Origin of the sequence: Halapricum hydrolyticum, from assembly GCF_025517535.1 — an archaeon.
GTDB lineage: Archaea > Halobacteriota > Halobacteria > Halobacteriales > Haloarculaceae > Halapricum > Halapricum hydrolyticum.
This window is the reverse complement of sequence record NZ_JAOPKC010000012.1, coordinates 68,653-87,925: the sequence shown is the minus strand read 5'-3', so window position 1 is coordinate 87,925 and position 19,273 is coordinate 68,653. Positions and strand designations below refer to the sequence as shown.

Annotated in this window: 18 protein-coding genes; 14 read left to right on the top strand and 4 right to left on the bottom strand. The window is 63.5% G+C overall.

What is annotated here, in order from left to right; genetic code table 11:
* Positions 1 to 334: 334 nt before the first annotated feature.
* Positions 335 to 877, bottom strand: a complete 543-nt coding sequence (locus tag OB916_RS11165; protein ID WP_315909375.1) for a DUF7344 domain-containing protein — start codon at positions 875 to 877, stop codon at positions 335 to 337.
* Between the two features lie 464 nt (positions 878 to 1,341).
* Between OB916_RS11165 and OB916_RS11160 the strand changes: the two genes are divergently transcribed.
* The 12 genes from OB916_RS11160 (at position 1,342) to OB916_RS11105 (ending at position 12,540) form a co-directional block, all read left to right on the top strand.
* Positions 1,342 to 1,926: an acyltransferase gene (locus tag OB916_RS11160; RefSeq protein ID WP_315909374.1), complete on the top strand. Its 585-nt coding sequence runs from the start codon at positions 1,342 to 1,344 to the stop codon at positions 1,924 to 1,926.
* A complete protein-coding gene (locus OB916_RS11155; RefSeq protein WP_315909373.1) occupies positions 1,923 to 3,020 on the top strand; it encodes a DegT/DnrJ/EryC1/StrS family aminotransferase in 1,098 nt (365 codons plus the stop codon). The genes OB916_RS11160 and OB916_RS11155 overlap by 4 nt, the downstream gene beginning before the upstream one ends.
* Complete coding sequence (locus tag OB916_RS11150; RefSeq protein WP_315909372.1) at positions 3,017 to 3,997, top strand: Gfo/Idh/MocA family oxidoreductase; 981 nt, start codon at positions 3,017 to 3,019, stop codon at positions 3,995 to 3,997. Before OB916_RS11155 ends, OB916_RS11150 begins: the two co-directional genes overlap by 4 nt.
* A complete protein-coding gene (locus OB916_RS11145; RefSeq protein WP_315909371.1) occupies positions 3,984 to 5,354 on the top strand; it encodes a nucleotide sugar dehydrogenase in 1,371 nt (456 codons plus the stop codon). The genes OB916_RS11150 and OB916_RS11145 overlap by 14 nt, the downstream gene beginning before the upstream one ends.
* Positions 5,354 to 6,343, top strand: coding sequence for a glycosyltransferase family 2 protein (locus tag OB916_RS11140; protein WP_315909370.1), 990 nt, complete (start codon positions 5,354 to 5,356; stop codon positions 6,341 to 6,343). Before OB916_RS11145 ends, OB916_RS11140 begins: the two co-directional genes overlap by 1 nt.
* On the top strand, positions 6,340 to 7,425 hold the full coding sequence (gene wecB, locus OB916_RS11135) for a non-hydrolyzing UDP-N-acetylglucosamine 2-epimerase (protein ID WP_315909369.1): 1,086 nt from the start codon (positions 6,340 to 6,342) through the stop codon (positions 7,423 to 7,425). Before OB916_RS11140 ends, wecB begins: the two co-directional genes overlap by 4 nt.
* Complete coding sequence (locus tag OB916_RS11130; RefSeq protein WP_315909368.1) at positions 7,418 to 8,332, top strand: polysaccharide deacetylase family protein; 915 nt, start codon at positions 7,418 to 7,420, stop codon at positions 8,330 to 8,332. The genes wecB and OB916_RS11130 overlap by 8 nt, the downstream gene beginning before the upstream one ends.
* 131 nt (positions 8,333 to 8,463) lie before the next feature.
* Positions 8,464 to 8,838 carry a DUF7344 domain-containing protein gene (locus OB916_RS11125; RefSeq protein ID WP_315909367.1) on the top strand — a complete coding sequence of 125 codons (375 nt, stop codon included), beginning with the start codon at positions 8,464 to 8,466 and terminating at the stop codon, positions 8,836 to 8,838.
* Between the two features lie 2 nt (positions 8,839 to 8,840).
* Positions 8,841 to 9,554, top strand: coding sequence for a DICT sensory domain-containing protein (locus OB916_RS11120; RefSeq protein WP_315909366.1), 714 nt, complete (start codon positions 8,841 to 8,843; stop codon positions 9,552 to 9,554).
* Positions 9,555 to 9,674: 120 nt separating this feature from the next.
* The gene (locus OB916_RS11115; RefSeq protein ID WP_315909365.1) at positions 9,675 to 10,973 is read left to right on the top strand and encodes a carboxylate--amine ligase; all 1,299 of its coding nucleotides are present in this window, start codon (positions 9,675 to 9,677) and stop codon (positions 10,971 to 10,973) included.
* A 12-nt stretch (positions 10,974 to 10,985) separates the two neighbouring features.
* The gene (locus OB916_RS11110) at positions 10,986 to 12,200 is read left to right on the top strand and encodes an antibiotic ABC transporter permease (protein WP_315909364.1); all 1,215 of its coding nucleotides are present in this window, start codon (positions 10,986 to 10,988) and stop codon (positions 12,198 to 12,200) included.
* A gap of 73 nt (positions 12,201 to 12,273) precedes the next feature.
* Positions 12,274 to 12,540 carry a HalOD1 output domain-containing protein gene (locus OB916_RS11105; RefSeq protein ID WP_315909363.1) on the top strand — a complete coding sequence of 89 codons (267 nt, stop codon included), beginning with the start codon at positions 12,274 to 12,276 and terminating at the stop codon, positions 12,538 to 12,540.
* 44 nt (positions 12,541 to 12,584) lie between these two features.
* On the opposite strand, the gene OB916_RS11100 is transcribed toward OB916_RS11105, so the two are convergent.
* The 3 genes from OB916_RS11100 to OB916_RS11090 all read right to left on the bottom strand — a co-directional run bounded on the left by OB916_RS11100 (position 12,585) and on the right by OB916_RS11090 (position 16,607).
* Positions 12,585 to 13,790 carry a carboxylate--amine ligase gene (locus tag OB916_RS11100; RefSeq protein ID WP_315909362.1) on the bottom strand — a complete coding sequence of 402 codons (1,206 nt, stop codon included), beginning with the start codon at positions 13,788 to 13,790 and terminating at the stop codon, positions 12,585 to 12,587.
* 163 nt (positions 13,791 to 13,953) lie between these two features.
* Positions 13,954 to 14,964 (bottom strand): lipid II:glycine glycyltransferase FemX, encoded by a 1,011-nt coding sequence (locus OB916_RS11095; protein ID WP_315909361.1) that lies wholly within the window; start codon positions 14,962 to 14,964, stop codon positions 13,954 to 13,956.
* The gene (locus OB916_RS11090; RefSeq protein WP_315909360.1) at positions 14,961 to 16,607 is read right to left on the bottom strand and encodes an alkaline phosphatase family protein; all 1,647 of its coding nucleotides are present in this window, start codon (positions 16,605 to 16,607) and stop codon (positions 14,961 to 14,963) included. The genes OB916_RS11095 and OB916_RS11090 overlap by 4 nt, the downstream gene beginning before the upstream one ends.
* A gap of 124 nt (positions 16,608 to 16,731) precedes the next feature.
* Here OB916_RS11090 and OB916_RS11085 point away from each other — a divergent pair, with 124 nt between their 5' ends.
* Both OB916_RS11085 and OB916_RS11080 read left to right on the top strand, forming a co-directional pair.
* Positions 16,732 to 17,949 carry a hypothetical protein gene (locus OB916_RS11085; RefSeq protein WP_315909359.1) on the top strand — a complete coding sequence of 406 codons (1,218 nt, stop codon included), beginning with the start codon at positions 16,732 to 16,734 and terminating at the stop codon, positions 17,947 to 17,949.
* A gap of 237 nt (positions 17,950 to 18,186) precedes the next feature.
* Positions 18,187 to 19,221, top strand: a complete 1,035-nt coding sequence (locus OB916_RS11080) for a GNAT family N-acetyltransferase (protein WP_315909358.1) — start codon at positions 18,187 to 18,189, stop codon at positions 19,219 to 19,221.
* The last annotated feature ends 52 nt before the right edge of the window (positions 19,222 to 19,273 follow it).

The window sequence follows — 19,273 nt, the reverse complement described above, 5'->3', positions numbered from 1 at the left end:
GTTCGGGACAATAATGATCGTGGCGTCGATGACCTGATGGAAGAAATCGATCACCTGTTCGTTCATTCAACAGCTGACGCTAACGTGCAAAGCTGAGTTAAAGGGTTGCTATTATCGCATAATCAGTCATAGGTAAACGAATCTATGTGCGAGTATGCTGCTCCTAGTTGTCGATAGGTGAAGGAAGTCGGAACGTACTTATACGTCTTCCAGTCCAAGCGGGGGTGATGACGGAACATCTCTCGAAAGAAGACAAGGAACTGATTCGGAAGTTCGCAAACAGACCGCGGTACAAGCGGAGCCCGGAGGAACTGATCCCCGTCGAGGACGAGGACTAGTGTTCACTACTTCTAGACACCCCCTGTGACTCACGGCGACGCACAAGGAAGTACTGGACGGTAAGGGCACCGAACGCGAAGAGAATCGCGAGACCGACGATCGTCGGTGTGAGTGCAGCGAAGACGGGAAGCTCGAGGGCCGTCGCGGTGAAGACAGCGGTACCGGCCACGACTAGGGCAAGATAATAGCGGTGCCACTGGTCGGACCGGTCTTCGTCGTCCTGTAGATAGGTCGTGACGTCGTCCGCATGGCTAGTCAGCGTGATCAGCCCGCTCTCGCTATCGTAGTCGACGACCCCCTCGGCTTCGAGTTTGGGGATGTGTGTCTGATACAGAGAGACGTACACCCGCTTTTGCTGTTTCTTCGAGACCTTCTCGACGGAGATCTCGTTCTCCCAGGCGGCGAGCCGGCGTGCGAGTTCCTGAAGCTTCTCACCCTCGGGATGTTCCGAGAGGTAATGCAGGGCATACCGACGACGCTGGTTACTCAGAATATCGAACGCCTGGTCGGGCGAGAGTATGTCTGTGTCTTCTGACATTATATCGGTGCTGTCTTGACCGCGTATACTCATCCGAGCGATCAGACTTGCCGAAGAAGAGACGACGTGTCTACTTTGTTACGACGTGACTATGATCACCAGAGGAGCGTAGTATTCACCTACTGTGGGGAGATGCAGCCGCGTACCGAAACGCGGAGACCGTCGCTCAGGGAACCAGTTTATCGTGGTTGGTATACGTCTTTTTCGGGTTTGACCGCACGACTGCGAAGCTGTGAGACGTGAGGGCGAGCGGAGTGAGCGCTCGCAAGTCTTCCGACGTGCAGTCGGCACAGCAGGCAGGTATCGCAACCACAACCATTCGTCACACGAGAGAATATTGGATCGGCATCCTGCGATAGCACGAACCTGTGGTCCCTGCAAAGCACTCAATAACAAAGCGGCAATCGACCCGAGTCATGGCGTAAGCGCTGGCCACCCGCGAGACCGGTCAGCGAGGACCCGCAATGGAATACGTCACACTCGGTATCGACTGTACAGTAGACGAGAACGCGACGCTCGGTCGCTCCAACGGCAGCGACACGGAACAGACGAAGATCGGTAACGACGCGACGATCCGATCGGGAACGGTGATCTACGACGACGTCGAGATCGGTGACTCCTTCTCGACCGGTCACAACGTGCTGGTCCGGGAAGACACGACGATCGGCGACGACGTCCTGCTCGGGACGAATACCGTCGTCGACGGGGCCTGCACGATCGGCTCGTCGGTGAGTTGCCAGACGAACGTCTACGTCCCCCAGCAGACGACGATCGGCGATTCTGTTTTTCTCGGCCCGAGCGCAGTCCTGACCAACGACGAGTACCCGGTCCGCGTCGAGCAGGATCTGGTGGGCCCGACGCTGGAAGACGACGTCTCCGTCGGCGCAAACGCGACGATCCTCCCCGGCGTGACCGTCGGCCGCGGATCGTTCGTCGCCGCCGGGAGCATCGTCACCGAGGACGTCCCGCCGGAGACGCTGGCCGTGGGCACGCCCGCGCGACACGAACCGCTACCGGACCCGCTCCAGGGGGGGAACACGATCGCATGATCTCGCTTGCAGCCCCGGACATCGGCGAGCCGGAGTTCGAGAGCGTCGAAGACGTGATCAAAGAGGGGCGACTCGTCGCCGGAGAAGAGGTCGAACAGTTCGAGGCGGCGTTCGCGGAGTACGTCGGTGCCGAACACGGCGTCGCGACCGTCAACGGGACCGCAGCGCTGCACACCGCCCTGGAAGCGCTCGATATCGGCGAGGGCGACACCGTCGTCACGACGCCGTTTTCGTTCATCGCGACCGCGAACGCGATCCGGTTTGCCAACGCCGAGCCGGTGTTCGCCGATATCGATCCCAAGACTCTCAATCTCGATCCAGACAGCGCCGAGGCGGCCGTCCGCGAGCACGACGCCGACGCAATACTCGTCGTCCACCTCTACGGCCAGCCCGCGCGGATGGAGCGGTTCCGCGAGATCGCCGACGCCCACGACCTGGCGCTGATCGAGGACGCCGCCCAGGCCCACGGCGCGACCATCGATGGCGAACACGTCGGCACAATCGGGGACGCCGGCTGTTTCTCGTTTTACCCGACGAAGAACATGACAACCGGCGAGGGCGGGATCGTCGTCACCGACGACGAGGCTGTCGCTCGTCGAGCCGATCAATTCATCAATCACGGCCGCACGGGCTCGTACACGCACGCGACGCTGGGGCACAACTACCGGATGACTAACATCGCCGGCGCGATCGGCCTCACCCAGCTGCAGAAACTCCCGTACTACGTCGATCAGCGCCGTCGCAACGCCCAGCGCCTGCTCGAGGAACTGGACGACGACAGGCTCGAGTTGCCCGAACCGCGCCCCGGAACCGAGCACGCCTACCACCAGTTCACCGTCCAGTATCCCCAGCGCAACGCGCTGAAACTCGACCTCGAAGAGCGCGACATCGGAACCGGCGTCTACTACCCGACGACGATCCACAGACAGGGGGCTTACGCCGGCGAGGAGGCCGCTACTCCGGTCGCCGAGCGAGCCACGGATCAAGTGCTCTCGCTGCCGGTCCATCCGGGACTCACGGACGAGGACATCACCACCATCGTCGAGGCGGTCGAGAGACACCTCACTCGCGCCTGGGAGGCGATCGGCGAATGACCGACGAAACCCTCGCCGCCGGCGTCTACGGCGTCGGACAGATGGGAAGCCATCACGCCCGCGTCTACGAGGAACTCCCGAACGTCGATCTGGTGGGCGTCTACGACAACGACCCGGAACAGGCGTCGTCGGTCGCCGCCGACCACGGGACGAGTCCCCGCGACCCCGAGGACCTCTTCGAGAGGGTCGACGTCCTCTCGATCGCGGTCCCGACGGCGTATCACTACGATATCGCCAGCCGGGCGATCGACAGCGGCGTCCACGTGCTCGTCGAGAAACCGTTCGTCGAGACCGACGGACAGGCCGAGACGTTGATCGAGCAGGCCGAAGACAACGGCGTGGTGCTGCAGGTCGGTCACATCGAGCGGTTCAACCCCGCCGTCAGGACCCTTCAGGACGTCGTGCCCGACCTGGACGTGATCGCCGTCGACGCCCGCCGGCTCGGACCGCCACTGGATCGGGACATGGGCACCGGCGTGGCGCTCGACCTCATGCTGCACGACCTGGACGTGGTCCTGGACGTGCTGGACGTTCCGGTCCGAAGCGTGACGGCCGACGGGACCGAGGACGGCCAGTACGTCACCGCCTTGGTGACCTTCGAGGACGGTGTCATCGGGACGTTCACAGCCAGTCGACTCACCCAGCAGAAGATCCGAAAACTCTCGATCACCGCCCGCAGTTGCAAGGTCGACGTCGACTACATCGATCGCTCGGTCCACATCTACCGCAAGTCCTACCCCGAGTTCGTCGAAGAGAAGGGATCGGTCCGGTATCGATACGAGAACCTGATCGAGCAGCCGATGGTCGAGAACGGTGAACCGCTAAAAAACCAGCTCGAATCGTTCACGGCCGCCGTCCGGTCCGGCGAGGAACCGATCGTGACGGGCGAAGACGGACGGCGGGCACTGGCGCTGGCCAACCGTATCGAGGCGCTGGCCGCGGGCGAATCGGAGGTGGCACCAAATGTCACGATCTGAACAGTCGCTGGAGCGGTTGTACGGGTCGGGAGCGACGCCGGACGAACAGCGGCGTGCGTTTACCGGCGGACAGGTACCGGTCGCCGTGTACGGACTCGGAAAGATGGGACTGCCGCTCGCGGCCGTCTACGCTTCCGTCACCGGAAACGTCACCGGCGTCGACATCAGCGAGTCGGTCGTCGAGACGATCAACGACGGTCGCTCGCCCGTCGAGAACGAACCGGGACTGGAGGCGGAGATCGATCGGAACGTCTCCAGGGGAGCACTGTCGGCCACCACCGACGTCGAGGAAGCCGCCGCCGGTGCGAGCATCCACGTGTTGATCGTCCCCACCCTGCTCGACGATCAGGACGTGCCGGATCTATCGACGCTGACGACACTCACCCGAGACATCGGCACGCAGCTCGATCCCGGCGACGTCGTCATCGTCGAGTCGACGGTACCGCCCGGGACCTGTGCGGACACGCTATGGCCGATCCTCCGCCGGACCGTCCCCGATCCCGAGAGCGTCGGGCTGGCGTTCTGTCCAGAGCGGACGATGAGCGGGCGCGCATTGCAGGACATCCGCGGGGCCTACCCGAAGATCGTTGGCGGGATCGACGACGAGAGCACGCGCGTCGCGAAACTCGTCTACGAGGAGATCACGACGAACGACGTCCACGCCGCCCCGGACGCCCGGACTGCCGAGTGTGTGAAGGTGTTCGAGGGGATCTACCGCGACGTCAACATCGCCCTGGCGAACGAACTCGCCACGGTCGCCCCCGAACTCGGCGTGGACGTCCCCGAGGCGATCGAACTCGCCAACACCCAGCCGTTCTGTGACATCCACAGACCGGGTATCGGCGTCGGCGGTCACTGCATTCCGGTGTACCCCTACTTCCTGCTGGACAGCATCGAGACCTCGGCCCCGATCGTGCGCATGGCCCGCCAGATCAACGACAGCATGCCGCTGTACGCGATCGAGCAACTCCGGGAGGCCATGGACGGATCGGATCACCCGCTGTTCGGCGCGAACGTGGCCGTCCTCGGGGTGACCTACCGACCGGACGTCGACGAGGTCCGGTACTCGCCGGCGTTCTCCGTCGTCCGGGATCTGAACCAGCTGGGCGCGAACGTCTACCTCGTCGATCCCGTCTGTTCGGACCTCTCTCCGTTCGAGGGGACGCCGACGAGCGTCGAGAGACTGCACAGACTGGATCTCGACGCTACCGTCCTCGTCACCGATCACAGCGCGTTCGACCGCATCCGGTGGGACCGAATGGACCCCATGGTCGTCGTCGACGGTCGGCAGGCGCTGACCCTCTCGGGTACGGGCCACACCGTCCGAACGATCGGTGACGGCCGCGGGGTGGAGTGATGTACAAGGGCCAGACCGTCGGTGTCGTCATTCCCGCCTACAACGAGGCGGGATTCGTCGGAGAGGTCATCGAGACGGTCCCGGCCTTTGTCGACCGAATCTACGCCGTTGACGACGCCTCGACTGACGATACCTGGGCGGAGATCACCGAACAGGCACAGCGGATGAACGACCGACAGCGGGAACAGTTACTCGTCACGGCCGACGGCGGCGTCAGCTACCGGCAACGCGTCGTGACGGCCAGACACGAACAGAACCGAGGTGTCGGGGCCGCGATCAAGACGGGATATCGCCTGGCCGTCGAGGACAGCATCGACGTCGTGGCTGTGATGAACGCCGACGGACAGATGGACCCCGACATCCTCGATCGGATCGTCGACCCGGTCGCGGAGGGGCGGGCCGACTACGCCAAGGGCAACCGACTCGAACGACCGGAGTACCGGGCGGCGATGTCCCGCTGGCGGCTGTTCGGCAATGCGATCCTGACTCTCCTCACCAAGATCGCCAGCGGCTACTGGGGGATGATGGATCCACAGAACGGGTACACCGCAGTCTCCCGGGAGGCACTGGAGACGATCGACCTCGACGCGGTGTACGACCGGTTCGGGTTCTGCAACGACATGCTCGTCCACATGAACGTCCATCGGTTCCGGATCGTCGACATCGACATGCCGGCGGTTTACGGCGAGGAGACCAGCCACATCGAGTACTCCTCGTTCGTGCCACAGCTCTCGCTGTTGCTGGCACGACAGTTCCTGTGGCGACTCCGGGTTCGCCACCTCGACGACGGTGTCCATCCCCTGGCCGCCTTCTACGGGTTCGGCGTGACCGGGTTGCTGGCCGGGTTCGGCCACGGCGTCCGGTCGCTGTGGAGCGCCGGAGAGAGCGGGCGCACAACCACGTACGGGCTGCTGTTCGGCGCCGTCATGTTGGTCGTCGCGGTCCTGTTCGACCGGCGGGACAACGAGGAGCTGGAGGTCGAGGAATGAAAGTCCTCACTGTCGTCGGTGCCCGGCCGCAGTTCGTCAAGGCCTTTCCGGTCTCCGAACAGCTCAGCCGCCACGAGGAGGTGCTCGTCCACACGGGCCAGCACTACGACGAGATGCTGTCGTCGGTGTTCTTCGAGGAACTCCCGATCCCGGACCCGGCGTACAACCTCGGCGTCGGCTCGGGCAGTCACGCCGTCCAGACCGCTCAGGTCATGGAGCGATTCGACGACGTCGTCGACGAGGAAGCCCCCGACGTCGTGCTCGTCTACGGCGACACGAACTCCACGCTCGGGGCCGGTCTGGTCGCCGCAAAGCGACCGGTTCGGCTCGTCCACGTCGAGGCCGGCGTCCGCAGTGGCGACTGGTCGATGCCCGAGGAGGTCAACCGCGTGCTGGTCGACCAGTGTGCGGATCTGCTGTGTGCCCCCACCGATCGAGCCGCCGAAACGTTGCGAGCCGGCGACGTCCGGGGCGATGTCGTCGTGACCGGCGACGTGATGTACGACGCGCTGCTGGCGGTCCGGGAGCACGCACTGGAGCACTCCGCGATCGTCGATAGCTTGGGACTGACCGGGGAGTCGTACGTCCTCGCGACGGTCCACCGCGAGCGAAACACCGACTCCGAGGATCGCCTGCGGTCGATCGTCGAGGGACTCGCGAGCGTGTCGGCCACGGTGGTCCTGCCCGCCCACCCCCGTACGGTCGCAGCACTCGAGGAGTACGGTCTCTACGAGGAGGCGGCCTCGGCACTGGAACTCGTCGATCCAGTGGGCTACCTGGACTTCGTGGCCTTGCTTTCGGGCGCAGAGCGGGTCGCCACCGATTCGGGCGGCGTCCAGAAGGAGGCGTTCTATCTCGACCGTCCCTGTGTGACGCTCCGGGAGACGACCGAGTGGACCGAGACGGTCGAGACCAGCTGGAACGTCCTCGTCGGTGCCGACCCGGCGGCGATCAGGACAGCACTCACACGCCCGCTTCCGAACCCCGCAGCGAAGCCGACGCTGTACGGTGGCGGGAAAGCGGCGGAGCGCGTCGTCCGGGCGCTGAGCCATCCATCCGCTGCCACCGCAGACGATGATTGACGATCACCCCTTTGCGCTGTGTCTCACGCACGACGTCGATCGGCCGTACAAGCGGTTCCACCAGGCGCTGTATTACACACTCGCGGAGCGGTCGATGGATCACCTGCGGTCGTTTTTCGCCCGGGAGAACCCCTACTGGCAGTTCGAGGAGATCATGGCGCTCGAAGACGACCTGGGCGTTCGGTCGGCGTTTTACTTCCTCAGCGAGCCGGGCCCCTTCGCCAGCGGCGACCCCCTTGACTGGGTCCGACCCGACACCTGGATCCAGCAGCTCGGTCGGTACGATCCGACCGACGACGACATCGCAGCAGTGATCCGGGAGCTCGACGACGGCGGGTGGGAGGTCGGTCTCCACGGCTCGTATCACTCCGGAGACGACATCGAGCGTCTGCGTCAGGAGAAAGAGCAACTGGAGGACGTGCTCGGCCACTCGGTCCGCGGCGGTCGCCAGCACTACCTCCGGATGAACACGCCCGAGACCTGGCAGATCCAGGCCGAACTGAGACTGGAGTACGACTCGACGCTCGGATCCAGCACCGACTACGGCTTCGTGTACGACTACGGGCTCGTGAAACCGCTCTCGGAGTCGTTCACCGTGTTCCCGCTGACGCTGATGGAACAGACGCTCCCCGATCCCGCGTCACGACCCCAGGCGGCCTGGCAGGTGTGTGCGGATCTCGTCGCCGAGGCGCGCGAGAACGATGCCGTGATGACGGTGCTGTGGCACCCGCGATATTTCAACGAACGGGAGTTCCCGGGTTATCGACGGCTGTACCGTCGATTGATCGAACACGCTCAGGACGTCGGCGCGTGGATCGGGCCGCCGGCGGCACTGCTCGATCACCTTGACGAGTCCACTCCGGGGACGACACGCTCGTCGCTGGCGGCGGGCACGGAAACCCGGTAGTCCGCAACCGGAGAGACGGACCACCCGAGCGAGACGCACTCGTCTGGACAGGATCGTCACCGGGCGCAGACGTATCGGATAGTAGCACCTATAGGGAAATAATTATATTGATCTATAATAAATAATATCGTATGGCCAATCCCGAAAAGACCGATCGAAGAGCCGCCAGTAGCGACAGCTCACGATTGTCCGAGGATCGGTTCTACGACGCGCTCTCGTCGGTCCAGCGACGCCGGGTGCTGTATCACTTGCTCGAAGAAGGGGAGACCCCGATCGAGGAACTCGCCACTGTTCTCACGGGGTGGGTGGCCACCGAAAGAGGAACGATGGGCACCCCTGCCGATCACACAACGCACCATCTCGCGCTCCACCATATCCATCTACCGCTGCTCGCCGAGGCAGGCCTGGTAGCCTGGGACCGCGAGAGCGGGGCAGTTACACCCGAGTCGCTCGAACCTCTCGTCCGGGATATCGTCCGCCGGAGTGTCGAAGCCAGCCGTTCGTAACGATGTTCGAGTCGTACTTCCAGGAGTTCCAATCCACTGATTGTCGGCTCACTGTCTATCGAAGCGGTGGGCCAACCGACATCGAGGAGTGGTTCGACGCACACGGCGTCACCGTCGAGCACCGCCACCTGCCTCCGGGCGGTCCGGACCCGTTCGTCGTCCTCGAGGCGGACGGCGAGTTCGTGGGATCACTGGGAGTCACGGCACTCGAAGGGTTGCTCGAACCGCCGCTCGTCCGGCCGACCGAGCGCGAGGAAGTCGCAACGGGTTACAGCGCCATGTTCGATCTGATCGACGACACGCTGGTCAGGGGAATGACTCGACGCGAACTGCTCGCGGTCAGTCGGGAGATCGAAGACCGCGCCTATCGCGTCGGAGGCGGGACGCTCCGGGTGAGCTTCCAGACGCTCTCGACGTTCGAGTCCAAGGCCGACGTGTATCGAACGCTCGCGACCGAGACGGACCTCGACATTCATATCTACGGCGTCGCCGACTGGAAACCACCGGAGATCCAGGAAGTTACCTACCACGGCCAGCCAGCCGAGAGGATCGACCGCCACTGGGTCCTCGCGTTCGACGGCGGTACTGACGTGACGCAGGCCTGTGGACTGCTCGCACGGGAACAAGCGAACGGATACGACGGGGTCTGGACCAACGATCCCGAGCAGGTCGCGGAGATCGCGACGACCCTCGCCGAGGGTGGCGCTGGCAAATAAACAGGATCGGTTCTTCCCCCGACGCAGTCGTGACGACGTCACCCGGGCAGAGTCTCCGCGCCCGCAAGTAGCCGATTCATTACTAACTGGAATAGCCGCTGTAAGTCGAACAGGGCTTCAATGCAGACTGATACTGAGTCGGGCTCCGACCGCTCCGACGTGCAGGTGCCGGTCCATCGCGAGCGTGACACTCCAGGGGACAGCCCCCCGAGAGTGCTGCTGCTCGACGGTGACTACGACAACACGCTCGCTGTCGCGAGAGAACTATCCGAGGACCTCAATGCCCGGATAATCGGGACTGGCACGACTCGATACAGTCGACTCTTGCGGTCGAACTACTGTGATATCGGCGAGGTCGTTCCAGCCCCCGGCGAAGCTGAGTATACCGACGCGCTACTCGAACTGATGGACAAACACCGGCCGCAGATCGTCTTGCCGGTCGGATACGACTCGATGGCGGCCGTCGATTCGATCCGATCGGAGATCCCGGACGCGGTCGAGTTCTGTCTCCCGCCGTCGGAATCGTTTCACGTCGCCGTCGACAAAGCCAGAACGTTACAGCGAGCGCGGCGTCTCGGGATCCCCGTCCCGACCGACTATTCGGATACTGCCGAGGAACTCGATGAAAGCGGACGCCCGACTCCCGCCGACACGCTCCCGTTTCCGGTGTTTCTCAAGGCCAGACGCGAGAACGGAACCATGACGACGGCCCGTGTCGACGAGCCGGCGAATTTCTGGACGGCCTACGACGGAATCGCTGCCGAGGCCTCCGGCGGAAACGTGCTGGTCCAGGAGTACATCGACGGACCCAACGTGACCTTCGGCTGTGGCGTGCTCTGTCTCGACAACGAGATCGAGTTGCTGGTCAGTCACCAGGAACTCCGTTCCGTGCCGCGCCACGGCGGTAGCGGGACCCATCTCCGTCTCGTCGGGAACCCGACGATCGAAGCGAAAACGGCAGCGTTGCTCCGCGATATCGGCTGGAACGGGATCGCCCTCGTCGAGTTCAGACAGCGATCCGACGGCACGTACGTGCTGATGGAGATCAACCCGAAGTTCTGGGCCTCCTACGCGCTGGCCAGCCGGTTCGGCTACCGGTTCGTCTCGACAATGGTCGCCAGCGTCCTCGACCTCGACGTATCCCGCCCGGTCGGTACCCCACAGCAAACTGGGGAGATGGTGTTTCCCCTCCGTGAACTCCAGCAGTACGTTCGGAATCGGCGTAACGAGCGCCTGCTCGACTGCGTCGGGACGATCATGGCGGCCGACGCTTGCTGGGACATCGACACGTCAGATCTCGGTGCCTGGTTGACGCCGCCGGCCAGGGTGCTCCGGAAGATACCCACACTCCCCGGAAACCGACGAGCGGAGCGGACGCTCTCCGGGTCCGAGCGAGCAACAGCACTCACCGAAAAATAGGGACAACAACATATGGATGGAACGCAGGTCTCACCGTCAGAAGAAACACACGCCGTCTCGAACGACGTCGTTCACCTCTGCCGAGACGTGCTCGCGTATTCGCGCGAGCGAGACTACACCGGCTGGGATTACGTCGACGGATTGAGTAGCGAGTTCCTGCAGCGACTCCCCGTCGAGAACAAGTACCTCAATCTCGCCGTCCAGGAAGGCATCAAGCGTGCGCCCGTCAATCTGCGCCCGTACTTTCGCGTCGAACAACGGCGCAGCTACCTTGGGGCAGCGCTGTTCGCGATGGCGAACATCGACATGTACAGGCTCACCAGGGATGACCGATACGCCCGGGAAGCGACGGATCTCGTCTCCTGGCTGGACAGCGAGCAAGTCGAGGGGTTCAGTGGCTACGCGGGCGGCGGTCACCGACACCCGATCCAGAGTCTGGGACGTGACACGGCCTCGACGCCCGGGGAGAGCTCAGGCGTCGTCTCGGCGACGCTCGGCGCGGAGGCGTTCCTCCAGTACGACGAGATATTCGATGCACCCGAATACGCCGAACTCGCGCACTCGGCCGCCGAGTTCGTCATCGAAGACCTCGATTACACGGCGGTCGATGAGGGTTCACATATCAATTATATTCCAAGAGATACGGATGCGTACACGCTCAACGCCAACGCACTGGGTGCTCGCCTGCTCGTGAACCTGTACGCACGGTTCGACGAGGATCGATTGCTCGACGCCGCGAGAGAGATCATGGATTACGTCGCCTCGAAACAGGCCATAAACGGCGGCTGGATGTACATGGACCCGCCCTCGGCGTCTCACCTCTCAATGGACAACTTCCACAACGGGTTCATTATCGAATCGCTCCTGCGCTATCGGGAAGTGACTGGCTCGGACCGGTACGATCCGACGATCCAGCGTGCCCGGGAGTTCTACCGGGAGCAGCTGTTCGAGCCCGACGGCGCCCCGAACTGGGACGAATCGAGCACGTACCCGCGAGACATCCACGCGGCCGCGCAGGGGATCATCGTGTTCACCGAACTGGGCGAGTTCGCGTTCGCCCGCCGGATCATCGACTGGGCGCGGGACACGCTCTACGCCGGTAACGGACAGTTCTACTACCAGAAGCGGCGATTCTACACGAAACGGTTCACCCTCATGCGGTGGTGTCAGGCCTGGATGGCCTACGCGCTCTCGACGTACGCCACAGCGAACGAACCCACCCGGTAGCCGATTGGGAGTTCCCACTCGGCAGGAATCGTGGACGGGGGTTTTATCATTTTGCGGGTTACAAGCGTTTATTATGGGAGCCACCGATCTGGCGGAGCCTGCCACAATTGGGGTTGTAAACGCCGTTGCCGAGACGAAGGGCGTTTCGCCGGAAGAACTCGCGCCGCTTGCGGACGTCATCGATCCGGATGCACTCGAAGCGCTGTTCGGGTCTCCGTCGGATCATCGACAAGAGTTCCGGTTCGAGTACGAAGGTTGCACTGTGATCGTAACGAACGACACAGAAGTCACAGTGCGTGCACACGCCGACCTACACGCTGAAAACCCGCCGACCAATTGATTCGCTCGGGAGAGATCGCCCAGCAGCGGCCGTGAAAGCTGGAGCTACAGCAACTGGCTCTCGACGAGACGCTTGACGCCGACGACAGCCGGGAGCGGGTCGTCGGCGTGGAAGTCGTCGAAATTCGGCGTCTCGGCGAACGAAACGAGTATCTTCAACAGTTCAATAGGCGGTGACGGGCGCTCGACGAACGGCGACTGTTCCTGGAACAGGCTGCGGAAGTATTTCATCTCCCCGTATAGCGTGTGGGTTCCGACGCCGGTCTCGTAGTCGCTATCGATCTCGTCCGAGCGTCCCTGCGACTGGAGCCAGTAATATACCGGAAAGTCCGCCCCCGCCTGGATCGCACAGTTGGTCGACTGCCACAGCCGTGGGTTGATCTCGATGAATTTGAACTCCCCCGTTCGGGCGTCCTCCATATATTCGATACAGGCGAGCCCGTGCCACTCGAGGCTGTCGAGCAACGCCCGCCCAGTCGATTCGAGTTCCGGGATGTCCACCGATTTCCGGTAGACACCGCCGCCGTGGGTGTACGAATCGCCGCGGATCTGTCGGTGCTGGAACGTCGCCAGCGCGTCGCCGTGATCGTACAGTGCGCCGAAGACGTACTTCCCGGCGCTGTGGATGTACTCCTGAACGACCGGTTCGTGGTACATCGCCTCCCTGATCGCGTCGGTGTCCGGGACCGTCCCGTCCCGAACGAACTCGACCGTTTTCACTGTGCCGGGGATCACACTCGTATCTTGACCGAGATATTCGTCCGCCAGGAGGTTGTACCGGGCTTTGATTATCAGGTCGGAGTTCCAATCGTCCACGTCGTCGAGCAACCGCGTCTCCGCCGTCGGGACGCCGGCTTCCCGGGCTGCTTCTGCCAGACGGAGTCTGTCGTGACAGAGCCGCAAGGTATCGAACGACGGGACGACGAGATCGACGTACTGTTCGAACTCCGATCTGTATTTGGCAAAGACGTACGGGTCCTGGGGCCGTATCGGGAGGATCGTATCGACGTCCGGTCTGGCGGCGATCCCGACGAGCGCGTCCTTGTACGCCTCCAGGTCCTCCGAGATTGGAGGAATCGATATCGATTCGTCACAGCTCCGTGACGCAGCAGCGGGAAGATCATCGTACTCTGATGCGACGACCGTGTCGAGGCCAGCACGTGACAGCGACCGCACACAGGAGTAACTCTTCCCGGGATCGATGCCAGCAGGCACGACGACTGTGTTCTGATTCTGCTCCGGCTTTTCCATAGGCGATCGTACACGACTTCGCCCCATTAGTATGGACTTGATACCACACAGACGGCTGTTCCAGAGCATCGTACGATTACTGTCGTCGGGCGATCGATCCAAAGCAGTCGCCGATCCGAAACATCGTCTGTGTGAGACTCCGTCCGTCGTTTCGGCGGACGCGTCACTTCCGATGTTTGTACATCCTGGCTGCAAGTGAGCCGAGCAAGGAGGCGCGTTCGATCCCGTAGAAGGGTGTCAGTTTCGGTCCGAATTTCGACTTGTAGCGGTTGATACGGGGGGTGTTCGCGCCGACGAGATCGTACGTCGTGCAGCCGATCTCCCGCCCGGCACACAGCACTTCCCAGTCCAGCACGTCGTTGACCGGGAAGTCTCGATCTGCGTCGGGTTTGACACCACCCTGCCAGCGAGCAATGGTGTCGCCGAACTCCACGGCCAGGATGCCGCCGACGAACGATCCGTCGAGACGGCAGGTGAAGGGGCGGATCGTGCCATCGGGTGTTTGCTCGTACAGGTCCCGGACGAACGAGGGTGTCACGTCGTAGGGAACGTCCTGGGCCGCATAGCGCGAGCGGACCTGCTCGACGATCCGGTCGATCGCCTCCGGCCCCCGTTCGTCGATGTCGTAGTCGGCCGCCGCGGCGTCCCTGATGTTGGTTCGGGCGTCCCGACTGAACCGATCGAGGAGGACCGACTCCGGGCCGGTGATGTCGACGTGGTAGGTGTAGGACGGGGACGCCGTGCAGTCGTTCCAGGTGAACGGGCGGACGTCCGGGTATCCCGGCGTGGTCCGGGCGTGGATGTAGCTGGGGCCGATACGCTCGTCGATCCACTCCAGGACGCCGTCGATGAACGCCCGCTGGCGCCGCTCGGTCTTTCGCTGCGTGAGTTTGTCCATGTTGAGCAGCCCGGGACCGAGATAGACGATCCGGAGCCCCGGAGGCGGGGAGAAGACTGCCGTTATCGGCCCGTAGCGCCGTTCGAATACCGGGAAGACGCCCACAGGCTCCTGGCCCTTGTATCCGATCAGCCGGTGGACAGTGCTGTCGGCGTGTCTCGCGATGACGGCCAGCGCCTCCCACTGGTGCATCGCGTCGGTGTAGCGTGCACGCTCGGCGAGGGCGTTCCACTCTGCAGGCGTCATGTCGTCCGCGTTCGTGATATCGATTGTCATTCTATGTAGCCCAGATCTGTCAGGCGTTGCTCGACGGTCGCGTCGTCGGTCGTGGTCCGCGTGGTCCGCTGTGGGTCGGGATAGTCCTGCCGGCCGACCCCCTCGACGATCCGCAGCACCGTCCCGTCCATCCGTCGGTCGGCCGGGACATCGAACGTCGCGAGGACGGTCGGCGCGATATCGAGCAGCGTCGCCCCCTCGAGCGACCGGCTCGCGTCGATCGCCTCGCCCCGGGCGGCGACGAGACCGTCCATCTTGTGGTTCCAGGGTTCGGTCGGCCGGCCGAACACCGAGCCCCGGATCGCCGCCGACAGGAAGTGCTCGAATCCCGCCGGGACGAGGACGATGTCCACTGCCCGCTCGGTCTGTGGCCCCTCAAACACCGCTTCTCGCGGCAGAACCGCCTCGAACAGGGAGGCCCCGTCGGGAGATTCGACCTCGCGGAGCGCCGCGATCAACCCGGAACGGACGACCTCGTACTCCGCGGGCGGGACGACGCCGTCCGGTTCGCGCCCGACGAGATTCAGGCGGATCCCGCACTCGGTTCTGGAACGCATGTACGCGACCGAGTTCGGGAAGTCGACCCGCTCGGTGCCGGATCTGATCACGCTCGTCGGTACCGCGCGAGCAACCGTCTCCGCGAGGCCGACGCGCTCGAGTGCGTGACCGATCCGCTGACTCGTGAGCCCGAGGCGAGCGGCCGTACTGACCGTGGCTTCCAGTGCTCTGTCCCGCACCGCGGCCACCCGTCGAGTCGCCTGCTCCCGGCGCGGCAAATCTATCGCGTCCCCGCCGGATTTCAGCTCGCTGTCACGCACTGTCGACCAGGTCGGCATCCCGTCACCGCCTGCAACGGTCCGAACGTCCCCGCGCCCGGCGAGGAAGTCATTGGCGCGGAACTCGACGCCCGCGAGCGGTCCCATCCCGTGGTCGCTGACGACGAAGACGTTGTCCGGATCGCAGGCGGCCAGTGCCAGCTGTATTTCGGTGTCGACCGCGCGGTAGATCGCCTCGATGGTCTCCCAGTCGTCCGGCCGATCGTGAAAGACCGTGTCCGTCACCTGGAACTGCAGGAAGCCGAAGTCCGGGTCGAACCGATCGGCGAGGTAGCGAAACGCCGCGCCCCGGGAGGAGACGGCGGCCGTGTATCCGCTCTCGTCGCCGGACCCGTCGGGATAGACCCGATAGGACCCGATCGCGTCTTCCAGTTCATCGAAGAGACCGACCGGATGGCACGTCGGGGATTCCGGGGCCATATACCCGGGCACCAGCGCGCCGTCGAACGCGGTCGGCGGATGTGTCACCGGGACGTTTACGACGACGCTACGGAAGCCGTGACGGTCGAGCAACTCCCAGATCGGTCGTTCCCGGCAGTGGGTGGCATTGACGACGTCCCACTCGTATCCATCGAACGACAGGAAGTCGAAGATCCCGTGTTTGCCCGGATTCATCCCCGTATAGAGGGAGGGCCACGCGCTGGGTGTCCAGGGAGGCACCTGTGATGTTAGGGGGGCATCGACACCGGTCTCGAATACTGAGCGAAGCGTCGGGACCGCGTCCTCGGGGAGTCTATCGAGAACGCTGTGACACGCGGCGTCGAGACCAAAGACGACCGTCCGCACGCCGCCATCCCGAGTATCCATAGCGGAAGAGGACCGCACGCGGCTATTGTTATGGCTTTGCTTACGAGACACCGCTCAGAAACAGCAGAATAGAGCTGCGGATAACGACTGTATACTAATACGCGGATACGGCTTGCATGTCACCATGGCAGACAGGCAAATCGGTTCGCTAACCAGACGAACCGTTCTGGGCGCGACCGGTGCACTGATGGTTGGCGGGACCGCCTTCGGGACGAGCCAGGTCAATGGCGCAGCAGGGACGTTCGTTCTCGAGCAGGGCGAGGAGTGCCTCCCGATCACGCCCCTGCGCGGAGACGAAACGGCCGAGGACCTGTACGACTGGCGAAAGGCACAGACCCAGTACAGCTCTGCCGGCACGACCGACCTCCAGCGTGACGATACGAGTATCCTCTTCCTGTATCGAGACCCTCAGGGCGAGCACTATCTCGTCGTCGTTCACGACAGATACGACACTGACCGTTCCGGGAGTCAGTACGGCGGTGGTTCGGCCACGTTCCGGTTCAGCGGCCCGGATTCGGGACAGTGGGTCGTCACCGACGACCTGTACTCGGGCTCGGCGAACTACGACAGGTGGGCGCTCGATCAGGACCCTCAGCAGATCGACTGGACCTGGGACGACTTCCGGACCGACGGCGGCGTGTACGGTCCGCTGGGCGATTCCTTCGAGGTGACGATCGATCCGGCGTTCAACGAGGACGCAGCGCTGTTCGACCAGCACTACGGGGGTCAGATCACCGACTGGCAGGTACTCTCGGGGGATCGGTCGGATCCCGATCGGACCTCGATATCGATGGACGAGCCGATCCGGATCCATGCGGGTCGCTGCGAGGACGAGCCACAGTCGGGCCAACTCGACGTCAGGATCCCTCAAGGCCGCGTTAACCCACGCAGTCGCGGGCTACTCGCTGTCGATCTCTACTCGACCGACACGCATCCGGTCGAGGACGTCAACCCCGGAACCATCCGCACGCAGTCTAACGGTGTTCGGCCCGTCAAGATACGCCGCCAGTCAAACCGGGACGGAGTCGTCCGGCTGTTCTTCCGGCTGTCGGACGTAGACCTCACGGGCGAGGAAACCGCGACGATCCGGCTCGAAGCCGAGACCGCTGCCGGCGCCCACGGGACCGGATCGGCGACCGTCCGACTGGTTCCTCAGCCGCAACGGGGACGGGACGAAGCCGACGGGAATCGTTCGGGCCGTAGCGAAGACGATGGCGATGATGCGAAGGATAACGGCGATAACGAACGACGCGGGCCTCCCGACCACGCGAGCGCGAACGGTCGAAACGGTGACGACGGCCGCGGAGGCCCACCCGGGGGACCTGGCCGACGCGATCGCTGATGGTGACCTTGTATGTCCGTGCCAGGTCGGTCGCGGGATCGTTCAGCCCCATCGGCGATGCGGATCGCTGTAACTATCTGCAGGGACGACAGTCACGGCATCGTCGTCGGAGTTCCGAACCCAGCGCATACCGTCTGCTGTACTCGTGTGAGTGACGTCGTCACCCCCGAATGGCGACTGTCCGCACGAAGTGACAGCCAGCAGTATCAAACGCAGCCGATACCACAGTACTAGGCCATGGAAATCAAACGAGTTGCGCTGGACGAGTGGGGACAACTGCTTCCAGCATCCGGGTTCGAGGTGTTTCACACCCCGGAAGCGCTGTCAGTTCTCGACGCCCACACGAGCGGAGACTTGCAGTTGTTCGGCGGTTTCAAAGGTGAATCCCCGGTCGCCCTGTTGCCGGTGTTCGTCCGCGAACTGTCGGTCGGTCGAGCCATCTTCTCCCCGCCGCCGGGGATGGGCGTGCCACGTCTCGGGCCGATCGTCATGCCCAACAGCCCCAAGCAGAGCAAGCAGGAAGCGGTCACGCGCGCGTTCGTCGAAGGCGTGATCGAGGAACTCGACGCGAACGACCCGCTGTCGCTGCTCAGAATGCAGTGTAGTCTGTCGTTCACTGATCCCCGTCCCTTCCACTGGGAAGACTTCCACGTGGAACCGGCGTTCACGTATCTAGTCGACGTCGACAAGCCGGATATCGAGACGGTCCTCGAGTCGTTCAGCCGGAGCCGCCGCCGAGAGTTTCGGCGAGCGGCCGAGACGAAGCTCACGGTGACACGAGAGGGCATGGATGCCGCGGAGCGGATCGTAGATCACGTCGGTAATCGGTACGACGAGCGCGACGACATCGGACAGGTCGCGTGGCCGTACGTTCGGGATCTGCTCGATGCACTCCCGGATCGTTCGAGAGTCTACGTCGTCCGAAATCCCGCGGGAGAGTACCTCAGCGGCATCGTCACGCTCGCCTCGGACGACAGGGTGTACTTCTGGCAGGGGGGCGTCAGTGAAAGCTACGAAACAACCGACGACGGTGACGGTGTCACGGTTAGCGTGAACTCGCTGGTACACCGGACGATCATCGAGGACGTCCTGACGGACTCAGAGTTCTCGAATGTCGACTACTACGACCTGGTCGGTGCGAATACCCGTCGACTGTGCGCGTACAAATCGAAGTTCGGCGGGCAGCTATCCCCGTACTATGTCGTCGAATCGTCGGGCATGAGCACGACACTCGCGAAAGCAGGCTACCGGTTTCTGACCCGCCACCGGTAGCTATCGGAACTAGCGTGGCAATCCATGGCGGGAAGCCGACGCCCGGTCGGAG